Raw genomic sequence first — 17,628 nt, forward strand, 5'->3', positions numbered from 1 at the left:
CCCGCTCACCCCGAAGGAGGAGACGGCGGCGGGGGGGGGGCGGGGCGCCCCCCCGCCCCGCCCCCCGGGGGGGGGCGGCCCCCCCCCCCGCGGGGGGCCCCCCCCCCGGCGGACGGCGGGGGGGCCCCCCCCCTCGTCCCGGCCCTCTGCGGGACCGGTCGGCTTCCCGCGGGCTCAGCCGGCGAGCGCGGACTTCACCGCGGCAGCCACCCGGCCGCCCTCGGCCAGGCCCTCGACCTTCGGCCGCACCAGCTTCATCACGGCGCCCATGCCCTGCGGCCCGCTCGCCCCGCTCTCCGCGACGGCGGCGGCCACGATCGCCGCCAGCTCCTCGTCGGACAGCTGCTTGGGCAGGTACCCGGCCAGCAGCTCGCCCTCGGCCCGCTCCCGGGCGGCCTGCTCGGCCCGGCCGGCGGTGTCGAAGGCCTCCGCGGCCTCCCGGCGCTTCTTCGCCTCCCGGCCGATCACCTTGAGCACGTCGGCGTCGGAGAGCTCGCGCTTCGCCTTGCCCGCCACCTCCTCGCTGGTGACGGCGGCCAGCGTGAGCCGGATGGTGGACGAGCGCAGCTCGTCCCGGTCCCTGATGGCAGCCGTGAGGTCCTCCTGCAGCTGCACCTTGAGCGTGGTCATGGCCCCGAGTCTCCCACCTGCGACGTTCCGCCGCCCACCATTAACCGCGCCCCTCCCCCGCGCCCTCCCTCCACCCGGCCTCCCGCTTTAAAGTGGTTACATGACCGACGAGCGAGCCCCCGGCCTGGTCCTGCACTCCCCCGGCGGAACGCGGTTCCACTTCGACCCCGGCACGCTCTGCCTGGAACTGCTGCCCACCGGCGGCCCCGGCCCGTACGCCCGCTACGAGGTGCTGCACCGCCCGTCCGACCTGGCCGACTGGGCCGGGCGCTCCCGGCTCGCCCTGCCGCCCGGCGCCGTCCGGATCACCGACGGCCAGCTCACCGCCGTCCGCGCCCTGCGGGACGCCCTCTGGCGGCTCGCCGCGGCCCGCGCCGCCCACGGCCCGGCCGCCGGGGACCCCGCCGACTACGCCGTGCTCAACCGGGCCGCCGCCCGGCCCCCGCTCGCCCCGCAGATCGCCCCGGACGGCACCCCGGCGCCGCCCCTGCCCGGCGACGGCGACCAGCTCGCCTCCGCCGTCGCCCGCGACGCCATCGCCCTGTTCACCGGCCCCCACGCGGACCGGGTCCGCGAGTGCGGCGCCGACGACTGCCGGCTGCTCTTCGTCGACACCTCACGGCCCGGGCGGCGGCGCTGGTGCTCGATGGAGCGCTGCGGCAACCGCCACAAGGTCCGGGCCCTGCGCGCCCGGCGCGGACAGCCCGAGGAGTGACCTCGCGCGTCCCCGCCCGGCCCCGTGCGTCCCCCTACGAGCACCGGCAGTTCACCTGCTGATCCGCCGTCTGAGAGCATGGAACGATGCGACCGCTGTACTCCGTTCCCCTCGGAATCGCCGCCACCGGCGCCGCCTGCCTCGCCTACTCCGCCGGGTACGAGGTCCGTTCCTTCCGCCTCAGGCGCGTCGAGGTTCCGGTCCTCCCCCGGGGCGCCCGCCCCATCCGGGTACTGCAGGTCTCCGACATCCACATGGTGAGCAACCAGGCCAAGAAGCAGCGCTGGCTCCAGAGCCTCGCCGGCCTGCGCCCCGACCTGGTGGTCAACACCGGCGACAACCTCTCCGACCCGCTCGGAGTCCCGGCCGTCCTGGACTCGCTCGGGCCGCTGATGGAGTTCCCCGGCGTCTACGTCTTCGGGTCCAACGACTACTACGGCCCCGCCCGCAAGAACCCGGCCCGCTACCTCCAGGCCATGCGCAGCGGCGTCCACGGCATGAACAACCCCGACGGCAGCGCCGCCCGCGGCATCTCCGGGGCCGTCCACAACCCGTGGGAGAAGCTGCGCGACGGCTTCGACGCGGCCGGCTGGCTCGACCTCACCAACACCCGGGGCCGCCTCACCGTCGCCGGCCTCGACCTGGAGTTCACCGGCCTGGACGACCCGCACATCCGCCGCGACCGCTACAGCGAGGTCGCCGGCGGCCCCTCCGCCGACGCCGACCTCTCCCTCGCCGTCGTGCACGCCCCCTACCTGCGCGTCCTCGACGCCTTCGCGGCCGACCGCTACCCGCTGATCCTCGCCGGCCACACCCACGGCGGCCAGCTCTGCATCCCCTTCTACGGCGCCCTGGTCACCAACTGCGACCTCGATGCCAAGCGGGTCAAGGGCCTCTCCACCCACCAGGCCGGCGGCAGCCGCTCCTACCTCCACGTCTCGGCCGGCTGCGGCACCAACCGCTACACCCCCGTCCGCTTCGCCTGCCCCCCCGAGGCCACCCTCCTCACCCTCACCCCGGCCTCCCGCTGACCCACCCACCCCGCTCGCCGAGATACCGGATTTCGTCTCTCGGCGAGCGTCCGGTAGAGTTCTACTCGTCGCGAAGGAGACGGAGCGACAAACAGAAAGACCGGGGTGTGGCGCAGCTTGGTAGCGCGCTTCGTTCGGGACGAAGAGGCCGTGGGTTCAAATCCCGCCACCCCGACCCAGTGCAGAGGCCCTGCCGGAGAGATCCGGCAGGGCCTCTGTCGTTGTGCGTGCCCGGCCGGGTGACCGGGCCTCAGGTCTTGAGCGAACAGGTCGTCCATGACGTGGCGCCCGTCTGGATCCACGAGGGGTCCGAGATCACCGAACGCATGGGCGAGGTGTACGCGGTCCGCCTGCTTGACGCCCTTCGGGGGGACGCTGCCCCCCTGCATCCGAACGCACGACGGGCGGACTCTCATCGGCACTTCCGCAGCCGGCTGAGTCAGCCGCTCTTTCGAGCCCGCTTGCCCACCTGGCTCCACACGTATCGGTGACGGGCGATGGTGAAAACGCGGTCGACCCGGTTCGGGGACAGCACCGCAGGTCCGGCTGTCAGGACGGAGGTGAGCTGATCACCGTCGACAATCGCCACCCGGGGCGTGGCTCCGTGCGTAATCCTCCGAGCGCCCACGATGGCGATGACAGGATGCACGGGGACGTCAAAGCCGCACCATTCCGTCAGCAGTCCAGCCGTACGGCTCGCCTCGAACTCGGAGTTCTCGATGTACGGGAAGCCGTTCCGGTTGATCTTCACGGTCCTGTCGCCAACCCACACGGTAGCGCCTGGGTGATGCTTCGAGTTGATCGTGAAGACACCCGGCGGGCCGATCACCAGGTGGTCGATGTCGGCCCCGGAGGGCAGCGGTACACCGTGGATCACCTTCCAACCGGCAGCTGTCAACGGCTCCAAGCGGGCCCCGACGATCTGCTCGCCCTCCAGGCCGCGGAGGGTACTCGAATCCCCGAGGCGCTGACGGGAGACCTTTGCCGCAAGGCGCACGAGGAGGCTGTACCTCTCCTCACCCTGGCGCACCAGGCTCTCCAACCCTGCGCCCGGCTGGTTGAGCGCGAGGTCGTCCTCCTCCCTCATCGGTGGAAGGAAGGGAACGGCCGGCCGGGGCTGCGGCACCCGAGGCTGAGTCGCCCTTGCCGACTGCTGGGATTGCCCCTTGTGCAGGACCGTGCGCGGCGGAACCTGCTGGCCGGAAGAGCGGCACCACTCTTCGACCTTGGCCAATGCAAGGGTCTCCAGCTCCGGAGCGTTGACCGTGACGACGCCCGTCTTGCAGTCCAGCCAGGCGACCGAATCGCCACGGGCCCCAGGCTTGTTGATGTAGAGCCGCTCCTTCCCCGGCACCCGCCACGACTTGACCACCAGCTCTGCCATACGGCCCTCTCCCCTGCTCCCCACCCGGCCAGGATGAGCATGCCCACGCACCGATGGGGCGGAACGCCGAGCCCCGACCAGCCAGGCCGGTTCTGCCAGGGCTGCGAGGCGGGGCCGTGAGCGGAGAGGAGCGAGAAGAGATCAAGGGAGGAGAGGGGGAGAGGAGGATGCGTAAAAATCTTCTCTACGGGTTCCAGGGCGCGCACGGCGCACCAGCGCGCGGCCCAGCCGCTCGCCGCCGCTCCTGTCTTGCGCCCCGCGACGGCGGCGGCTCATGACCCGCAAGGATGTCAGCTGATCGACAGGCTGAGTGTCTAGCTGCGCTACAACGGGCGTGAACTTCGGCGGACAGTCACGGACAGTCGAGGACTGTTCGAGCAGGTCAGCAGCACTGCGTGTCGAGGTCAGGTGAGTTCCCATGTTGCTTCGGGACGAAGAGGCCGTGGGTTCGAATCCCGCCATCCCGACCCAGTGCAGAGGCCCTGCCGGAGAGATCCGGCAGGGCCTCTGTCGTTGTGCGTGCACGGCCGGGTGACCGGGGCTCAGGGGTGGGTCATGAGGGTGCGGGTGGGATTTCGGAGTGGGTGTCAGTGGGGGGCGGCGGCGGCGTAGAGGGCGTCGCGGACGGCGGGGAGGGCTTCGCGGTCGGCGCGCCAGACCAGGCGGAGGTGGAGCGGGGGGACCGGGGTCGCGGGGGTGAGGCGGCTCAGGGTGCCGGTGGCGAGTTGGTCGCGGACGGCGAACTCGGGGAGCAGGGCCATGCCGAGGCCGCGTTCGGCGCAGGCGCGGGTGGTGGCCACGCCGCCGGTGTGGACGCGTTCGACCTCGGGGCCGAAGAGGCGGTCGGCGGCGAGGCGGAAGGAGCAGGCGGCGGCGTTCACCAGCAGGCTCTGACCCGTGGCGGGGGAGCCGGGGGCCGCGACCAGGGCGAGCGGGACGTCCTCCAGGTCGAGGTGGGCGAGGGGGACCGGCGGCAGGGCGAAACCGAGTTCGCCGAGCGGCCCGGCGGTGTCCAGGAGGAGCGCGGCGTCCACCCTCCCGGCGGCGACCCCGTGCAGCAGGCCGTCCCGGGCCGCGTCGGTGTGCAGGGCGACGTCGAGGTCCGGGTGCCGTTCGGCGAGCCGGGCGAGGACCCGGGGCGCGTGGGTGGCGGCGACCGTCTCCAGGGCGCCGAGCCGCAGGACCGGGCGGGTGCCGGCGACCTCGCGGCGGGCCTGCTCGGCCTGGTCCAGCAGGCGGCGGGCCCAGGGCAGCAGGCGGTGGCCGGCCCGGGTCGGCGTCATGCCGCGCGGTGAGCGCTCGAACAGCACGGTGCCCAACGAGCGCTCCAGGGTGCGGAGTTGCTCGGAGACGGAGGAGGGCGCGAGGCCGAGGGCGACGGCCGCGTCGGTGACCGTGCGGTGGACGACGACCGCCTCGAAGGTGCGGAGCTGTCTGAGTTCCATGCGCGGTCCGTCCCCCTGGTGTCCGACGCGGGAGTCCAGGGTACGGCTCCCGGCGTTCGGGTTGCCCGAACGCCGGGTCCGGGGCGGGCGGTGGAGCGCGGGGCGGGCGGGGCCGCAGGGTGGGCGGCATGCCGAAGGAACACGAGGGGCGGGGCCGCGCGCTCGCCGGGATCGCGCTGGGGTACTTCGCGGTGCTGCTGGACACCACCGTGCTGTCGGTGGCCGAGCCCGATCTCGCGGCCTCGCTGGGGAGTTCGACGGCCGGGCTGCAGTGGGTGGTGACCGGGTACAGCGTGGCGTTCGGGGCGGTGCTGCTGTCCGGCGGCGCGATCGCCGACCGGTACGGCGCGCACCGCGCGTTCCGCTGGGGCATCGCGGCGTTCGGCGCGGGGTCGCTGCTCAGCGCGCTCGCGCCGGGCCTGCCGGCGCTGGTGGTGCTGCGGGCGCTGCTGGGGGTCGCGGCGGGGGCCGCGGTGCCGGCGAGCATGGCGATGATCGCCCGGCTCCACCCGGACGCGGCCGAGCGGGCCCGGGCGGTGGCGGTGTGGGCGGCGGTCAGCGGCTGCGCGATGGCCTTCGGGCCGGTGGCGGGCGGGGTGCTGGTCGGACTGGGCGGCTGGCGGGCGGTGTTCTGGGCCAATGTGCCGCTGACCGCGCTGGTGCTGGCGCTCACCGCGGGCCGGGTGGTGCGCTGCCCGGGCGGCGGGCGGCCGGTCGACTGGTGGACGCAGCTCGCGGCCTGCGCCACGCCGGCGGCGGCCACCGACGCGCTGATCGGGGCCGGGGTGGGTGCGTGGGCGCGGGCCGGCTGGTCGGGGGTGGCGGCGCTGCTCGCCGGGGCGGTCTTCGTCCGGCGTGAACGGCGCAGCCACGCCCCGGTGTTGCGGACGGACGTGGTGCGGGCGCCCGGGATGCGGCGGGTGCTGCTGGCCGGGGCGGCGGTGAACTTCGCCCTGCTGGGGCTGTTGTTCCTGCTGCCGCTGCTGCTGCGGGACGGGCGGGGGCTGTCCCCGGTGGCGGCCGGGGCGGCGTTCCTGCCGATGACCCTGCCGCCGGGGTTCAATCCGCTGCTGACCGGGCGGATCGTCGCCCGGACCGGTCCGTGGCGGCCCGCCGTGGGCGGGTTGGCGCTGCTGGCGGGCGGGTGCCTGGTGACCGCGGCCTCGGTGGCGGCCGGGGCGCCGTACCCGGTGCTGGCGGTGGGGCTGCTGGGCGCGGGGTTCGGGGTGTCGTTCGCGCTGCCGGCCCTGGTGACGGCGGTGGTGTCGACGGCTCCGGAGGGGGCGGCGGGCACGGCCGGCGGGCTGCTGAACGCCGGCCGGCAGGTGGGGGCCACGCTCGGGGTGGCGGTGCTGGGGGTCTTCGCGGGCTCCCCGGGCCGGGCGGGGGCGGCGCTGCTGCTGCCGGCGCTCGCGTGCGCGGCGGCGGGGCTGCTGCTCGCCCGGCGGACGAGGTGGCGGACGGGGCGGCGGACGGCCCGCTAGGGCAGGGCCCGGGAGGACAGGGCCCGGGAGAGCGGAAGGCAGCAGGAGGACGGGCCCGCCGGTGGGAACAACCGGCGGGCCCGCGCGGGTGCGGGGACGGCACGCCCCCACCCGCACCGTCAGTCCGTGGTGAGCGGCGCCACGGTGACGATGATCGAACAGGACGGGTCGCCCTCGCCCTGCTGCAGGATCACCCCGACCCGGTCGCGGCGGGCGGGGTCGCGCGGCAGCGGTGTCACGTCGACCAGACAGGACTCGTCCAGCTCGACGTAGCGGCCGAAGTCGCACTCCATGGCGACGGCCATCACCGGCGTCCCGTGGTGCAGCGCCTGCGCGGCCTGCCGGGCGGCGTCCAGCAGCAGCGAGCCGGGCACGTGGTCGACCGGGTGGTCGAAGTGGACCGGGTGGTGGGTGTCCACCCGCAGCTGCCAGCGCCGGGCGCGGTCGCCGGCGGAGAGCGCCACCTCGTGCGGCACGGCGCGGCCGGCCCGGGCGGCCTGGATCGGGGCGGGCAGCGGGACGGCGCGGGCCATCATCTCGGCGGCGTCGCCCTTGGCGGCGCGCAGGCGGCGGTAGATGGCCGGGGTCTGGACGGTGAAGCGGGTCTGCGCGGTGGCGATCGGCTCGCCGTCCCGGCTGACCACGTAGGCGAGCGTCAGCGCGGCCACCCGGTTGCCGCGGCGCACCACGTCCTGGCAGACGGCGTCGACCTGCACCTCGTCGTGCCCCTCGCCGGACTGCCGGGCGTGGGCGGCGGCGTGGGCGGCGGCGTGCGCGGCGGCGTCCCCGGCGACGCGCTGCGGCGGGACGGTGCCGCGCTGCGCCGGCGCCGGGTCGCCCGCGTCGGCCCGCAGGCCGTCCGGGATCAGCGCGTAGCCGAAGTGGTCCCAGATCAGCTGGTGGCCGATCGGGACGTCGAACGCCACGTGCGAGAGCAGCGGGAAGGTCTGACGGATCGTCTCCACCAGTAGCATCGGGTCGTGGTGACCGTCGCGGACGCCGTAGGCACGGTGGTCGCGCGGCCACCGCGCGGTGATCCGGTAGGAGTCCTCGGTGAGTTGCTCCCAGCCGGTCAGCAGCACCTCCTCGGCCGCCCGCTTGTGTACGTACTCCTTGGATACGGCGACCGGCACGGCGGCCGGCCCGGCGACCGCCGTGGTGGTGGCCGCGCCCGCGGCCTCCCCCTCGACGGGCCCGATCGCGTCGATGTCGTTGGTCATGATCGTGCTGTGGACTGTGCGAAACATGGATGCACTCCCCCAGAGTGGCCACAGGCTAGGCGAAAGATCGGTGCTCCGGTGTGTACGCCGGGCGCCCATGACCAATAACATAGAGGTCGTTCTTTTTGTTTGTCGAGGAGTTTGGAGCTACTCGTGGCAAGAGCCAAGCAGGAGAGAGCCGTACGCACCCGCGAGACCATCCTGAGGGCCGCCGCGCAGATCTTCGACGAGTACGGCTACAGCGGGTCCAGCGTCAGCAAGATCATCAACCTGGCCGGGACGACCCAGGGGGCGATGTACTTCCACTTCAAGTCGAAGGAGGAGCTCGCCAAGGCGGTCATGGACGAGCAGGCCTCCGACCTGGACCTGCCGGGGCAGCCGACGGGTCTGCGCCAGCTCGTGCGGATCACCCTCTACCTGGCCGACGAACTGCGGGAGAACGTGCTGCTGCGCGCCGGCGTCACCCTCGCCGTCGAGCAGGGGCAGCTCGGACTGCGCGACTTCACCCCGTACGAGATGTGGGCCGAGCAGTTCCGCGCCGAGCTGGAGGCCGCCCGGGTGGCCGGTGAGCTGCTCGACGACGTCGTGATCGAGGAGCTCGCGCAGGTGCTGGTCGCGGCGTACACCGGTTCGCAGATCATGTCCCACCTGCGCACCGGGCGCGCCGACCTGCCGGAGCGGATCGTCCAGCTGTGGTGGTTCCTGCTGCCCGGCGTCGCGCCCGCACCGGTGGTCGCCGAGCTGCGCACGACCCTGCTGGAGCACGGGAAGCAGCCGGCATGACCGGGGCACGGGGGACGACACGGGGGAACGGGCCGGAGGACGGACCAGGGAACGGGCCGGGGGACGGACGAGGGGACGTGCGGGAACCGGACGGCGGGCGGGCGGGCGCCGACGGGCCCACCGTCCTGCTGACCGGGGCGGGCGGCTTCATCGGCTCCGCCGTCCTCGCCGCACTGCGCGCGCTGCCCGGGATCGGCGAGGTCCGGGCGCTCACCCGCTCGTCCGCGCCGGCCGGCACCGTCCCGGTCGCGGCGGACCTCGCCGACCCGGCGACGCTGCGCGGCGCGGCCGAGGGCGCCGAGGTGCTGATCCACCTCGCCTCGGTGGTGAGCGGCCCCGAGGAGGAGTGCGCCGCCGTCAACGTGCACGGCACCCGGGCACTGCTGGCCGAGGCCGGACGGGCCGGGGTCGGCCGGATCGTCCACCTCTCCACGGCCGCGGTGTACGGGGCCGGCCCGCACCGCGGTCTCGGCGTGGACGAGGTGGCGCCCGCGCCCGTCTCGGCGGCCAGCCGCACCCGGCTGACCGGCGAAGGGGCCGCGCTGGAGGCCGGGGCGGTGGTGCTGCGCGCGCCGCTGGTGCTCGGCGCCGGCGACCGCTGGGTGGTGCCCTGCCTGGCGGACCTGCTCCGACGGGTACCGGCCCGCTGGGACGGCGGCGGGGCGCTGCTCTCCCTGGTCGCGGTGACGGACCTGGCCCGGCTGATCGCGGACCTCGCCGTCGCCCCGGACCGGGCGGCCGTCCCGGCCGGGGTGCACCACGCCGGACACCCCCGGCCCGTCACCACCGCCGAGCTGTTGGCGGCGCTCGCCGGACACGGGGTGCTTCCACCGGTGCCCGACGCCGACTGGCCGTGGGAGCGCTGCACCGCCGAACTCGGCCGGGTGCCCGGGGCGTACAGCGAGCGGCAGTTCGAACTGCTGGCCCGTCACCACTGGTACCGCAGCGAGGAGATCTGGCGGCTGACCGGCACCGATCCCGGCCCGGGCCCGCTGCACCGGCTCGCCGACGCCGCGCCCTGGTACCGGTCGCACCTCGCCGGGGCGGCCGGCGGAGCGTCCTCCGGGGCGGCCCCCGGGGGCCGGTCGTAAAGGTCCAGGATGGCCCAACCTCCGTGTCTTTGCGGGCATTTGCAAAGGAAGTGCCAAAGCTGCCGGAGGATCCGGGCGATACCGCGCATGTGCGGCAGGCCGGGGCGTAGCGTCGGAGTGTCACCGTGCCGGTACGCACCGGCGCGCCCCGACTGCGCGAAGGAGCCCCGGCGGCCATGTGGTTCGTCCCCCCTCACCCCCGGACAGCCCTGACGACGAGGCACCCCGCAGCCGCCCGGCCCTGTCGCTCGGGTGCGGCCGGCGGCGCGGACGCCCACCCGCGGCGGGGGCCCGTCGGCCGGACCGGCGGTGCGCGATGAAGCAGGAACGCGCCCAGCACACCCACCGGACCCTGCTGCACGCCGCCGCCACGGAGTTCGACCGGCACGGCTACGCGGGCACCTCGCTGGCCCGGGTCAGCCAGACCGCCGGGGTCACCATGGGGGCGCTCACCTTCCACTTCCCGTCCAAGGCCGCGCTGGCGGACGCGGTCCGCGCGCACGCGGCCGCACTCACCCGGACGGCGGTCGCCCGGGCCTCCGGTACGGACGGCCGGCCCGCGACGGGCGTGGTCGAGCTGATCGACACGCTGACCCGGCTGCTGGACGAGGAGCCGAGCGTGCGGGCAGCCGCCCGGCTCACCTGGGAGCAGCCGGAGTCGCCCGGCAACTGGCACGCGGACTGGAGCCCCGACCTGCGCGACCGGCTGGCCCGTGAGCGGACCTCCGCGCCCGCGGCCGAGGACGCCGACGCCGGCGAGCCCGGCCTCGACAGCGCGGACCTGGAGGCCCTGGCCCACTGCCTGGTGGTCGGCTCGGAGGCGCTGCGGCGCGGGATCGTCCCCCTCGGCGGCGGCGATCCGGCGGCCCGGACGGAGGTCCGCCGGCGGCTGGGACGGCTCTGGCGCCGCGCGGCGGCCGGTCCGCCCGCCCCGGGCGCACACCGCTGACCGGCGCGTCCACCACCCCGCCCCGGACCGACCCGCCCCCGCGCCGGACCGACCCGCCCCCCGCGCCGGGCGTTTCCCGCCCGGCCGCCGGGCGCCAGGACTTGCCAAAACCGATTCACGGCCCGCAAGGGACTCAAAAACAAAGCGATCGTTCGCTATTCTTTGAGGGACGGCATCTCATGGCACCACTCGACCCCGGGGAGCTCAGATGGACGCGCACACCCTGCCACCGGCCGGCGAAGCGACGCTCTCCCGGTTCGCCGAGCAGGTCTTCGCCCACCTGACCCGGGTGGACCAGCGCCGCTGGGCCCGCGCCTACCTGCGCGGACTGCTCACGGCCCCCGGCCGCAAGTCCCTGTCCAACATGGCCGCGAGCCTGGCGACCGGGCCGACGGCGACCACCGCCTCGCTCTCGCTCCAGCAGTTCATCAACGGCAGCCCCTGGGACTGGCGCCCGGCCCGCCGGGTGCTGGCCCGCCTCGCCGCCGACGACCGTCCGGTCCGCGCCTGGACGGCCACCCTCGCCGTCATCCCCAAGCGCGGCGACCAGGTGGTGGGCGTCCACCGCCGGTTCGACCTGGAGACCGGGCGCACCGTCAAGTGCCAGGCCGCGCCCGGCCTGTTCGTCGCCACCGACCGGGACGCCGTCCCGGTGGACTGGTCGCTGGTGCTCGACCCGCACTGGACGGACGACCCGCAGCGGCGCGCCCGCGTCCGGCTCCCCGACGGCCTCGCACCGCAGTCGTCCGGCGAACTGCTGCTCGGGATGGTCGACCGGCTCGCCGGCCTCCTCCCGGTCGCACCGCTGGTCGCCGACCTCGGCGTGGCGGACGAGCCGCTGCGGCTGGCCGGAGCGCTCGCCCGGCGCAACGTCCCGTACCTGCTGGAGGTCCGCGGCGGCCAGGTCTTCCGGCCGGTGCTGCAGGTGACGACCGGCGGCCCCGGACGCGGCCGGCCGGGCACCCTGACGGCCGAGGAGTTCTTCCCGCACCGCCGGCCGCGGACCCCCGGCGCCCCGCAGCCGGTCCTGCGCGGCACGCCCGTCCTGCTGCCCGCCCCGCCCGGCACCACCGGCACCGCCGGCTCGACCGGCGTGACCGGGCCGCACGGCTCACCGGTGAACCGGCTCTGGGCGCACGGCGGTCCCGGGGGGCCGCGGCGGTACTGGCTCACCAACCTGGCCGAGGACGCCCCGGCCGTGCTCGCGCTGCTGGACGCGGGCGCGGCCACCCGGACCACCGTGGACCGGCTCGGCTCGGACTTCGGCCTGCTGGACTTCTCCGGCCGCTCCTTCACCGGCTGGCACCACCACATGACGCTGGTGGCGGCCGCGTACTCCCTCGGCCGCGACCTGCCCGCCCACGACCTGCCCGCCCGTGACCTGCCCGCCCGTGACCTGCCCGGACTCGGCCTGCCCTGCCGCAAGCTGCCCGGACGCGCTCCGGAGATCGCCCGGGAAGGCCTCCGCAACTCCGCCTGACACCAGCCCGACGACTCTCCGAGGACGTCCGTTCGCCTTGCCCGAGATCCCCGCCCCGGTCGACGGTCCCCGTGCCGGCGCACGCGTGCGCGCAGCCTCCCCGCCGTTCCGGGCGAGCGGTCCGCCGCCTCGTCCGGCCGGCCGGAGCCCCCTCGGCGACCGCCCCTGGACGCCCGGCGCCCGGGGGCGGTCCGGCGGCTGCACCCCGCCCCCCGCCGGCCGCCCCCTCCACCCGGCCGACGCCGCCCCGAGGGGCGTTCCCGCGAGGGCCGAAACCGGCGCATGACGCTCGCCCCACCGCCCCGCGAACCCGCTCGCGCCTTCCGGTCGAGCCGCCGTCTCAGGCCGGCACCAGCTCGTCCGGCCCGGCCGGCCCGGCCGCCCCGGCCTCCCGCCGGGCCGCCGCGACGATCCCCGCCAGCGCGGCCCGGCTCGCCCCGAGCGTCAGCAACTGCCGGTCGAGCAGGTCGAGCCGCTGCTCCAGAACCTCCAGCATGCAGGGGGCCACCGAGCCGTCGCCGCCCACGCACGGCAGCACGTCCCGGATGGCGCCGGTGGAGAGCCCCGCCCCCAGCAGGGCCCGGATGTTGCGGACCACGGCCGGCGCGTCCTCGCCGTACCGGCGGTGCCCGCCCTCCGGACGGCGGGCCTCCAGCAGGCCCTGCTCCTCGTAGTACCGCAGCAGGCGGACGCTGACCCCGGTCAGGGCCGCCAGCTCACCGATCCGCATCCGACACCCCGCGCCTCCGCTCGAATCTCACACGAACGGGAGATCGTACCGTGATCAGCAGAACAAGAACCGAGATCATGCACCAGATCGGGCGTCAGACCTTCACCTTAGGCGAGGATCTGACGGTCCGCCGGATCGGGCTGGGCACCATGCGCCTCGCCGACACCCCGGACGTCGATCCCACCGAGGCCGTGGTCTGGCGCCCGCCCACCGCGCGCTCCGCCGCGCTGAACCTGCTGCGCGCCGCCGTGGAGAACGGCGTGCAGCTCATCGACACCGCCGACTCCTACGCCCTCGGCGGCAGCGAGGAGCTGATCGCCGAGGCGCTGCACCCGTACGCCCCGGACGTCGTGGTCGCCACCAAGGTCGGCATGACCCGTCCGAGCCCGTCCGAGTGGGTCCCGGTCGGCCACCCCGCCTACCTCCGCCAGCAGGCCGAGCTGAGCCTGCGCCGGCTGCGGGTCGGGCGGATCGACCTGCTCCAGCTGCACCGCATCGACCCCGGGGTGCCGCTGGCCGACCAGATCGGCGCGCTCAAACAGCTGCAGGACGAGGGCAAGGTCCGGCACATCGGCCTCTCCGAGGTCACCGTCGGGGAGCTGGAGCAGGCGCTGGAGATCGCTCCGATCGCCACCGTGCAGAACTGGTACAACCTGGCCACCCGCCGGCACGACGAGGTGGTCGACTTCACCGCCGCGCGCGGCATCGCCTTCCTGCCGTTCTTCCCGATCGCCCTCGGCGGCCACGCGGGCGAGGACAGCCCGGTCACCGAGGTCGCCCGCGAGATCGGCGCCAGCTCCGCGCAGACCGCGCTCGCCTGGCTGCTGCACCGCTCGCCCAACATCCTGGCGATCCCGGGCACCACGTCCGAGAAGCACCTGGTCGAGAACCTGGGCGCGCTGACCGTCGAGCTGACCGACGAGCAGTACGCCCGCCTGGACGCCGTCGCCGCCGGGGCCGGGACCGAAGCCGGTGCCGGAGCCGGAGCCGGAGCCGGGGCCGAGGCGGGCGACTGACCGGCCGGCGGCGCGTTCCGCCGGCCCCGGCACCGGAAAGGGCCTCGACCCCCGTGAGGCCCTCTCCCCCGTCGCCGCACCCACCCGGCCCTCGTCCGGATCCGCCGGTGACCCCGGCCGTCCGCCGACGCCGCTGGAGCAGGAAGTCGACCGATCCGACTTCCCACTCCAGCCCCGGTTCCACCGGCCCGGCCCGGCCCGACCGCGCGGCGGGGGCGCCACCGGCCGGTCGGACGGCCGGCGGCGCCCGTTCGGCTACCCGGCGGCCACCGCGGACCCGTCGAGCCGGCCGCTGCGGTGGAGGGCGTGCAGGGCCGCCGCGCAGAGCAGGCCCAGGACGGTGAGCCCGAGCCAGGGCAGGGCCGACAGCCCCGCCGAGCGGGCGGTGTCGAGGGCCGCACCGGTCAGCAGGTTCCCGAGCGTGATCCCGATGCCGCAGACGGTGTTGTAGAGCCCGTAGTGGGTGGCGACCAGGCGGTCCCCGGAGAGCCTGACCACCGTGTCCATCTCGAACGGGTAGGCGACCATCGTTCCCAGCGCCAGCAGCAGCGCGGCCAGGGCCGGCGGTCCGACCGCCAGCGCCCACCGCCCGGTGCCCGACCCCGGGACCGGCAGCCCCGAGCTCACCAGCAGCGGGACGAACGCCGCGCCCATCAGGACGAGCCCCACGCCCAGGGCCGCACCGGGGGCGATCCGGGCCCGGCACCACACGGTGACCCGGGTCTGCAGCAGAACCGTGCCCAGCCCGGAGACCACGAACAGCAGCGCCGTGGCCGCCGTACCGCCACCGCCGTCCCCGCCCAGCCGCCGGACCTCCAGCGGCAGCGCGAGGTACACCTGGAACGACAGCACGTACGCTCCGGTCATCGCGCCGGCGAAGAGCAGGAACGGCCGGTTGGCCAGCACTCCGCGCCACTGCGCGAGCACCCCCGCCCGCTCCGGACCGCCGGCCGGCTCCGCACCGCGCCGGGCAGGCAGGGCACGGATCTGCACCACGCTCAGCACCGCGAACACCCCGGCGGCGGCCAGGCACGTGGTCCGGAAGTCCACCGCGGTCAGCGCCATGCCCACCAGGGGCCCGAGCAGGATGCCCGCCTGGTAGAACACGTTGAACAGCGCGAAGGCCGCCACCCGCTGCTCCCCGGCGTCCCGCGCCAGGTAGGCGCGCACCGCCGGGTTGAACAGCGCCCCGGCCAGCCCGGTCGCCGCCGACGCCGCGATCAGCGCGGGCAGCGAGGCGGACACGCCGAGCGCGGCGAAGCCCACCGTGCGCAGCAGGCAGCCGGCGACGATCAGCGGCTTGTAGCCGAGCCGGTCGGCGAGGGTGCCGCCGACCAGGAACATGCCCTGCTGGGTGAAGTTCCTGATGCCGAGCACGAGTCCGACCGTCCAGCCGGCCAGGCCGAGCGTCCCGGACAGGTGTGCGGCCAGGTAGGGCATCAGCATGTAGAAGCCGAGGTTGATGGTGAACTGGTTCACCATCAACAGCCGCACACTGCGCTCGTAGCCCCTGAACTGGGCGAGCATGCCGGTCACTCGGGATCCCCGGCGGCCAGCGGGTCGACGACCGTGGCGCACCTGGTCCAGCGGGTGACCTCCTTGTCCTCGGGGTGGGCGATCTCGTCCGGCTCGTCGGCCGGCGGGCGGTCGAGCAGGTCGTGGGCGGCGCAGTACTCGTCGTCGTACACGGTGCCGAGGTAGCGCTGCGGCCCGTCCGGGAAGACCGCCGCGATGCGGGTGCCGGCGGGCTGCGTCCGGGCCAGCCAGCCCGCCACCAGGGCGACCGCGCCCACGCTCCACCCGCCGGTGGCGTAGGACGAGGCGGCGAGGCGGCGGCAGGTCCAGACGGCTTCGGCGGGGGCGACCCAGTGGGCCTCGTCGAAGCTGTCGTAGGCGACGTTGCGCGGCAGGATGCTGGAACCGAGGCCGCGCATCAGCCGGGGGCGGGCCGGCTGGCCGAAGATCGTCGAGCCGACGGTGTCCACGCCGACGACCCGCAGGCCGGGGTGGAGCCCGCGCAGCACCCGGGAGATCCCGGCGGAGTGCCCGCCGGTTCCGACGCTGCACACCAGCACGTCGATGTGCCGTAGCTGGGCGGCGAGTTCGAGTGCCAGCGGGGTGTAGGCGGTGGTGTTGTCGGGGTTGTTGTACTGGTCCGGGCACCAGGAGCCGGGGTGGCGGGCGAGGAGTTCGGTGACCCGGTCACGCCGGGCCTGCCAGCCGCCCCGCGGGTGCGGGGTGTCCACCATGTCGATCTCGGCACCGTGGGCGGTGAGCAGCCGGGTCATGGAGGGTTCGAGCCCGGGGTCGGTGACCAGGGTCACCGGGTGCCGGTACACCATTCCGGCGAGTGCCAGGCCCAGGCCCAGCGTGCCGCTGGTGGACTCGATGATCCGGCCGCCGGGGCGCAGTTCGCCCCGCGTGCGGGCCCGCTCGACCATGTGCAGCCCGGGCCGGTCCTTGATGCCGCCGGGGTTGAAGCCCTCCAGCTTGGCCCAGAAGCCGCGGCCCGCGGGTGCGAGCGGCTCGCCGATGTGCAGCAGCGGGGTGTTGCCGACCAGGCCGATGAGGGCGGAGCGGTCGGGCGGAGTGGTGATCGAGGTCATGTCTCGTTTCCTGTCGATGGGTTGGCGGAAGCGGAGCTCGTGATGACCACGGAGCTCCTATATCCGCCACCGACCGGTGACGAGCAGCGGGCCTCTCGGCCCGGGGGTCGGGGTGGCACCTGCCGGGCCCTCCGGAGGGGTGCCGAACAGGTCCGCTTCGTTCCCGCCGCCGGTGGGGGCGGCAGCGGGACCGGGCGCCGGGACCGGCACGGTGGGGCGCGCGTTCCGGGCCGTCCCCGCCTCGGCCGCCGGGCTGTCGCAGTGCGGGGCGGCCTGTGCTTCCGCGGTGGACGTCACATGCGCTCGGACGGCGGCGGGGGCACCGGTGTGCTGCTGTCCGCAGTCGACGGCGAGCAGGGGGAGCAAGCTCAGGAGAAGGGCCAGGAGCCGAGTGGGCATGGCGGGACTCCGCACGGCTGCGCGAGGGCAGCAGCGATCGGTAGCGGTGGGGTTGGGATGCCGACGGAGGGGCGGGGGTGCGCTTGGGCACGCCTGCGCCCGGGGCGGCTAGACCCTCAGATTCGCGACCTGATGCGGAGTTCCGGGCGCGCGCCGGGCCGTGGGCGGTGCCGCAGGGAACGGGCCCGGTTCGTCGCCCGTCGTGGCCGGTGCCACGGGCAGCGGCGTCGCTGTGTCGGTGGAAGGCCCGTCCTCAGGCTTCCCAGAGAGGCACTCGGCTGCCGGGTGGTCGGCGGCGTCGCCCTGGCCCTGTTGCCCTTCGTGGTGCGTCGGCTCCACGGATCCCTGGTGGACCCCCGAGACTGCCTGCACCTGACCGGCGTGGCCGACCCCGCCCTCCGGGCCGAGCCCGTGCGCCGCGAACACCGCCACCAGCAGCGCACCCAGCCAGAGCAGACGCGTCACCACCCCGCGAGGGCGGACGCGTCGTGCGCGGAACGGCAACCAGACGGTGACCACATCGTCATACTAACCCGCTCATCGACCATTTCTGACGGTCAGTTGAAGCGAAGCCCAGGTGTCCTGGCAGGGACGGCGCTTGGGCTTCTACCGCCCCCCGGCCAGGGCCCAGCACCGGACGTACTAAGTATGTGGAGAAAAAACCC

General features: G+C 75.0%; 16 protein-coding genes and 1 tRNA gene. 9 read left to right on the forward strand and 8 right to left on the reverse strand.

Annotated elements, in window-relative coordinates; translation table 11 throughout:
• Positions 1-174: 174 nt before the first annotated feature.
• Positions 175-630: a GatB/YqeY domain-containing protein gene (locus ACFXAM_RS30780; protein WP_380296198.1), complete on the reverse strand. Its 456-nt coding sequence runs from the start codon at positions 628-630 to the stop codon at positions 175-177.
• A 100-nt stretch (positions 631-730) separates the two neighbouring features.
• Here ACFXAM_RS30780 and ACFXAM_RS30785 point away from each other — a divergent pair, with 100 nt between their 5' ends.
• The 3 genes from ACFXAM_RS30785 to ACFXAM_RS30795 all read left to right on the forward strand — a co-directional run bounded on the left by ACFXAM_RS30785 (position 731) and on the right by ACFXAM_RS30795 (position 2,551).
• Positions 731-1,345 carry a CGNR zinc finger domain-containing protein gene (locus ACFXAM_RS30785; RefSeq protein WP_380296199.1) on the forward strand — a complete coding sequence of 205 codons (615 nt, stop codon included), beginning with the start codon at positions 731-733 and terminating at the stop codon, positions 1,343-1,345.
• Positions 1,346-1,431: 86 nt separating this feature from the next.
• Positions 1,432-2,376 (forward strand): metallophosphoesterase, encoded by a 945-nt coding sequence (locus ACFXAM_RS30790; RefSeq protein ID WP_380296201.1) that lies wholly within the window; start codon positions 1,432-1,434, stop codon positions 2,374-2,376.
• Positions 2,377-2,477: 101 nt separating this feature from the next.
• Positions 2,478-2,551 (forward strand) — tRNA-Pro (locus ACFXAM_RS30795).
• Positions 2,552-2,815: 264 nt separating this feature from the next.
• Here the strand turns inward: ACFXAM_RS30795 and ACFXAM_RS30800 are convergent.
• Together ACFXAM_RS30800 and ACFXAM_RS30805 are read right to left on the reverse strand one after the other, a co-directional pair.
• Positions 2,816-3,760 carry a nuclease-related domain-containing protein gene (locus tag ACFXAM_RS30800; protein ID WP_380296202.1) on the reverse strand — a complete coding sequence of 315 codons (945 nt, stop codon included), beginning with the start codon at positions 3,758-3,760 and terminating at the stop codon, positions 2,816-2,818.
• Positions 3,761-4,347: 587 nt separating this feature from the next.
• Positions 4,348-5,205: a LysR family transcriptional regulator gene (locus ACFXAM_RS30805; RefSeq protein WP_380296203.1), complete on the reverse strand. Its 858-nt coding sequence runs from the start codon at positions 5,203-5,205 to the stop codon at positions 4,348-4,350.
• A 128-nt stretch (positions 5,206-5,333) separates the two neighbouring features.
• Between ACFXAM_RS30805 and ACFXAM_RS30810 the strand changes: the two genes are divergently transcribed.
• Positions 5,334-6,689: an MFS transporter gene (locus ACFXAM_RS30810; RefSeq protein ID WP_380296204.1), complete on the forward strand. Its 1,356-nt coding sequence runs from the start codon at positions 5,334-5,336 to the stop codon at positions 6,687-6,689.
• A 119-nt stretch (positions 6,690-6,808) separates the two neighbouring features.
• On the opposite strand, the gene ACFXAM_RS30815 is transcribed toward ACFXAM_RS30810, so the two are convergent.
• Entirely contained in the window at positions 6,809-7,936 is a 1,128-nt protein-coding gene (locus ACFXAM_RS30815) for an AfsA-related hotdog domain-containing protein (RefSeq protein WP_380296205.1), read from the reverse strand.
• Positions 7,937-8,062: 126 nt separating this feature from the next.
• Here ACFXAM_RS30815 and ACFXAM_RS30820 point away from each other — a divergent pair, with 126 nt between their 5' ends.
• The 4 genes from ACFXAM_RS30820 (at position 8,063) to ACFXAM_RS30835 (ending at position 12,212) form a co-directional block, all read left to right on the forward strand.
• Positions 8,063-8,692 (forward strand): ScbR family autoregulator-binding transcription factor, encoded by a 630-nt coding sequence (locus tag ACFXAM_RS30820; RefSeq protein WP_380296207.1) that lies wholly within the window; start codon positions 8,063-8,065, stop codon positions 8,690-8,692.
• A 77-nt stretch (positions 8,693-8,769) separates the two neighbouring features.
• Complete coding sequence (locus ACFXAM_RS30825; RefSeq protein WP_380296208.1) at positions 8,770-9,783, forward strand: NAD-dependent epimerase/dehydratase family protein; 1,014 nt, start codon at positions 8,770-8,772, stop codon at positions 9,781-9,783.
• Between the two features lie 316 nt (positions 9,784-10,099).
• On the forward strand, positions 10,100-10,732 hold the full coding sequence (locus ACFXAM_RS30830; RefSeq protein ID WP_380296209.1) for a TetR family transcriptional regulator: 633 nt from the start codon (positions 10,100-10,102) through the stop codon (positions 10,730-10,732).
• Positions 10,733-10,940: 208 nt separating this feature from the next.
• Positions 10,941-12,212, forward strand: coding sequence for an IS701 family transposase (locus ACFXAM_RS30835; protein ID WP_380296211.1), 1,272 nt, complete (start codon positions 10,941-10,943; stop codon positions 12,210-12,212).
• Between the two features lie 340 nt (positions 12,213-12,552).
• On the opposite strand, the gene ACFXAM_RS30840 is transcribed toward ACFXAM_RS30835, so the two are convergent.
• On the reverse strand, positions 12,553-12,942 hold the full coding sequence (locus ACFXAM_RS30840; RefSeq protein WP_380296212.1) for a MerR family transcriptional regulator: 390 nt from the start codon (positions 12,940-12,942) through the stop codon (positions 12,553-12,555).
• Between the two features lie 77 nt (positions 12,943-13,019).
• Between ACFXAM_RS30840 and ACFXAM_RS30845 the strand changes: the two genes are divergently transcribed.
• Complete coding sequence (locus ACFXAM_RS30845) at positions 13,020-13,958, forward strand: aldo/keto reductase (protein ID WP_380296214.1); 939 nt, start codon at positions 13,020-13,022, stop codon at positions 13,956-13,958.
• A 255-nt stretch (positions 13,959-14,213) separates the two neighbouring features.
• Here ACFXAM_RS30845 and ACFXAM_RS30850 read toward each other — a convergent pair whose 3' ends face one another.
• The 3 genes from ACFXAM_RS30850 to ACFXAM_RS30860 all read right to left on the reverse strand — a co-directional run bounded on the left by ACFXAM_RS30850 (position 14,214) and on the right by ACFXAM_RS30860 (position 17,482).
• Positions 14,214-15,494, reverse strand: a complete 1,281-nt coding sequence (locus ACFXAM_RS30850; RefSeq protein ID WP_380296216.1) for an MFS transporter — start codon at positions 15,492-15,494, stop codon at positions 14,214-14,216.
• Positions 15,491-16,564: a PLP-dependent cysteine synthase family protein gene (locus ACFXAM_RS30855; RefSeq protein WP_380296217.1), complete on the reverse strand. Its 1,074-nt coding sequence runs from the start codon at positions 16,562-16,564 to the stop codon at positions 15,491-15,493. The genes ACFXAM_RS30850 and ACFXAM_RS30855 overlap by 4 nt, the downstream gene beginning before the upstream one ends.
• A gap of 507 nt (positions 16,565-17,071) precedes the next feature.
• Positions 17,072-17,482, reverse strand: coding sequence for a DUF6153 family protein (locus ACFXAM_RS30860; RefSeq protein ID WP_380296219.1), 411 nt, complete (start codon positions 17,480-17,482; stop codon positions 17,072-17,074).
• Between the last annotated feature and the right edge of the window lie 146 nt (positions 17,483-17,628).

Origin of the sequence: Kitasatospora sp. NPDC059462, assembly GCF_042749955.1 — a bacterium.
In the GTDB taxonomy this organism is placed as follows: Bacteria; Actinomycetota; Actinomycetes; order Streptomycetales; family Streptomycetaceae; genus Kitasatospora.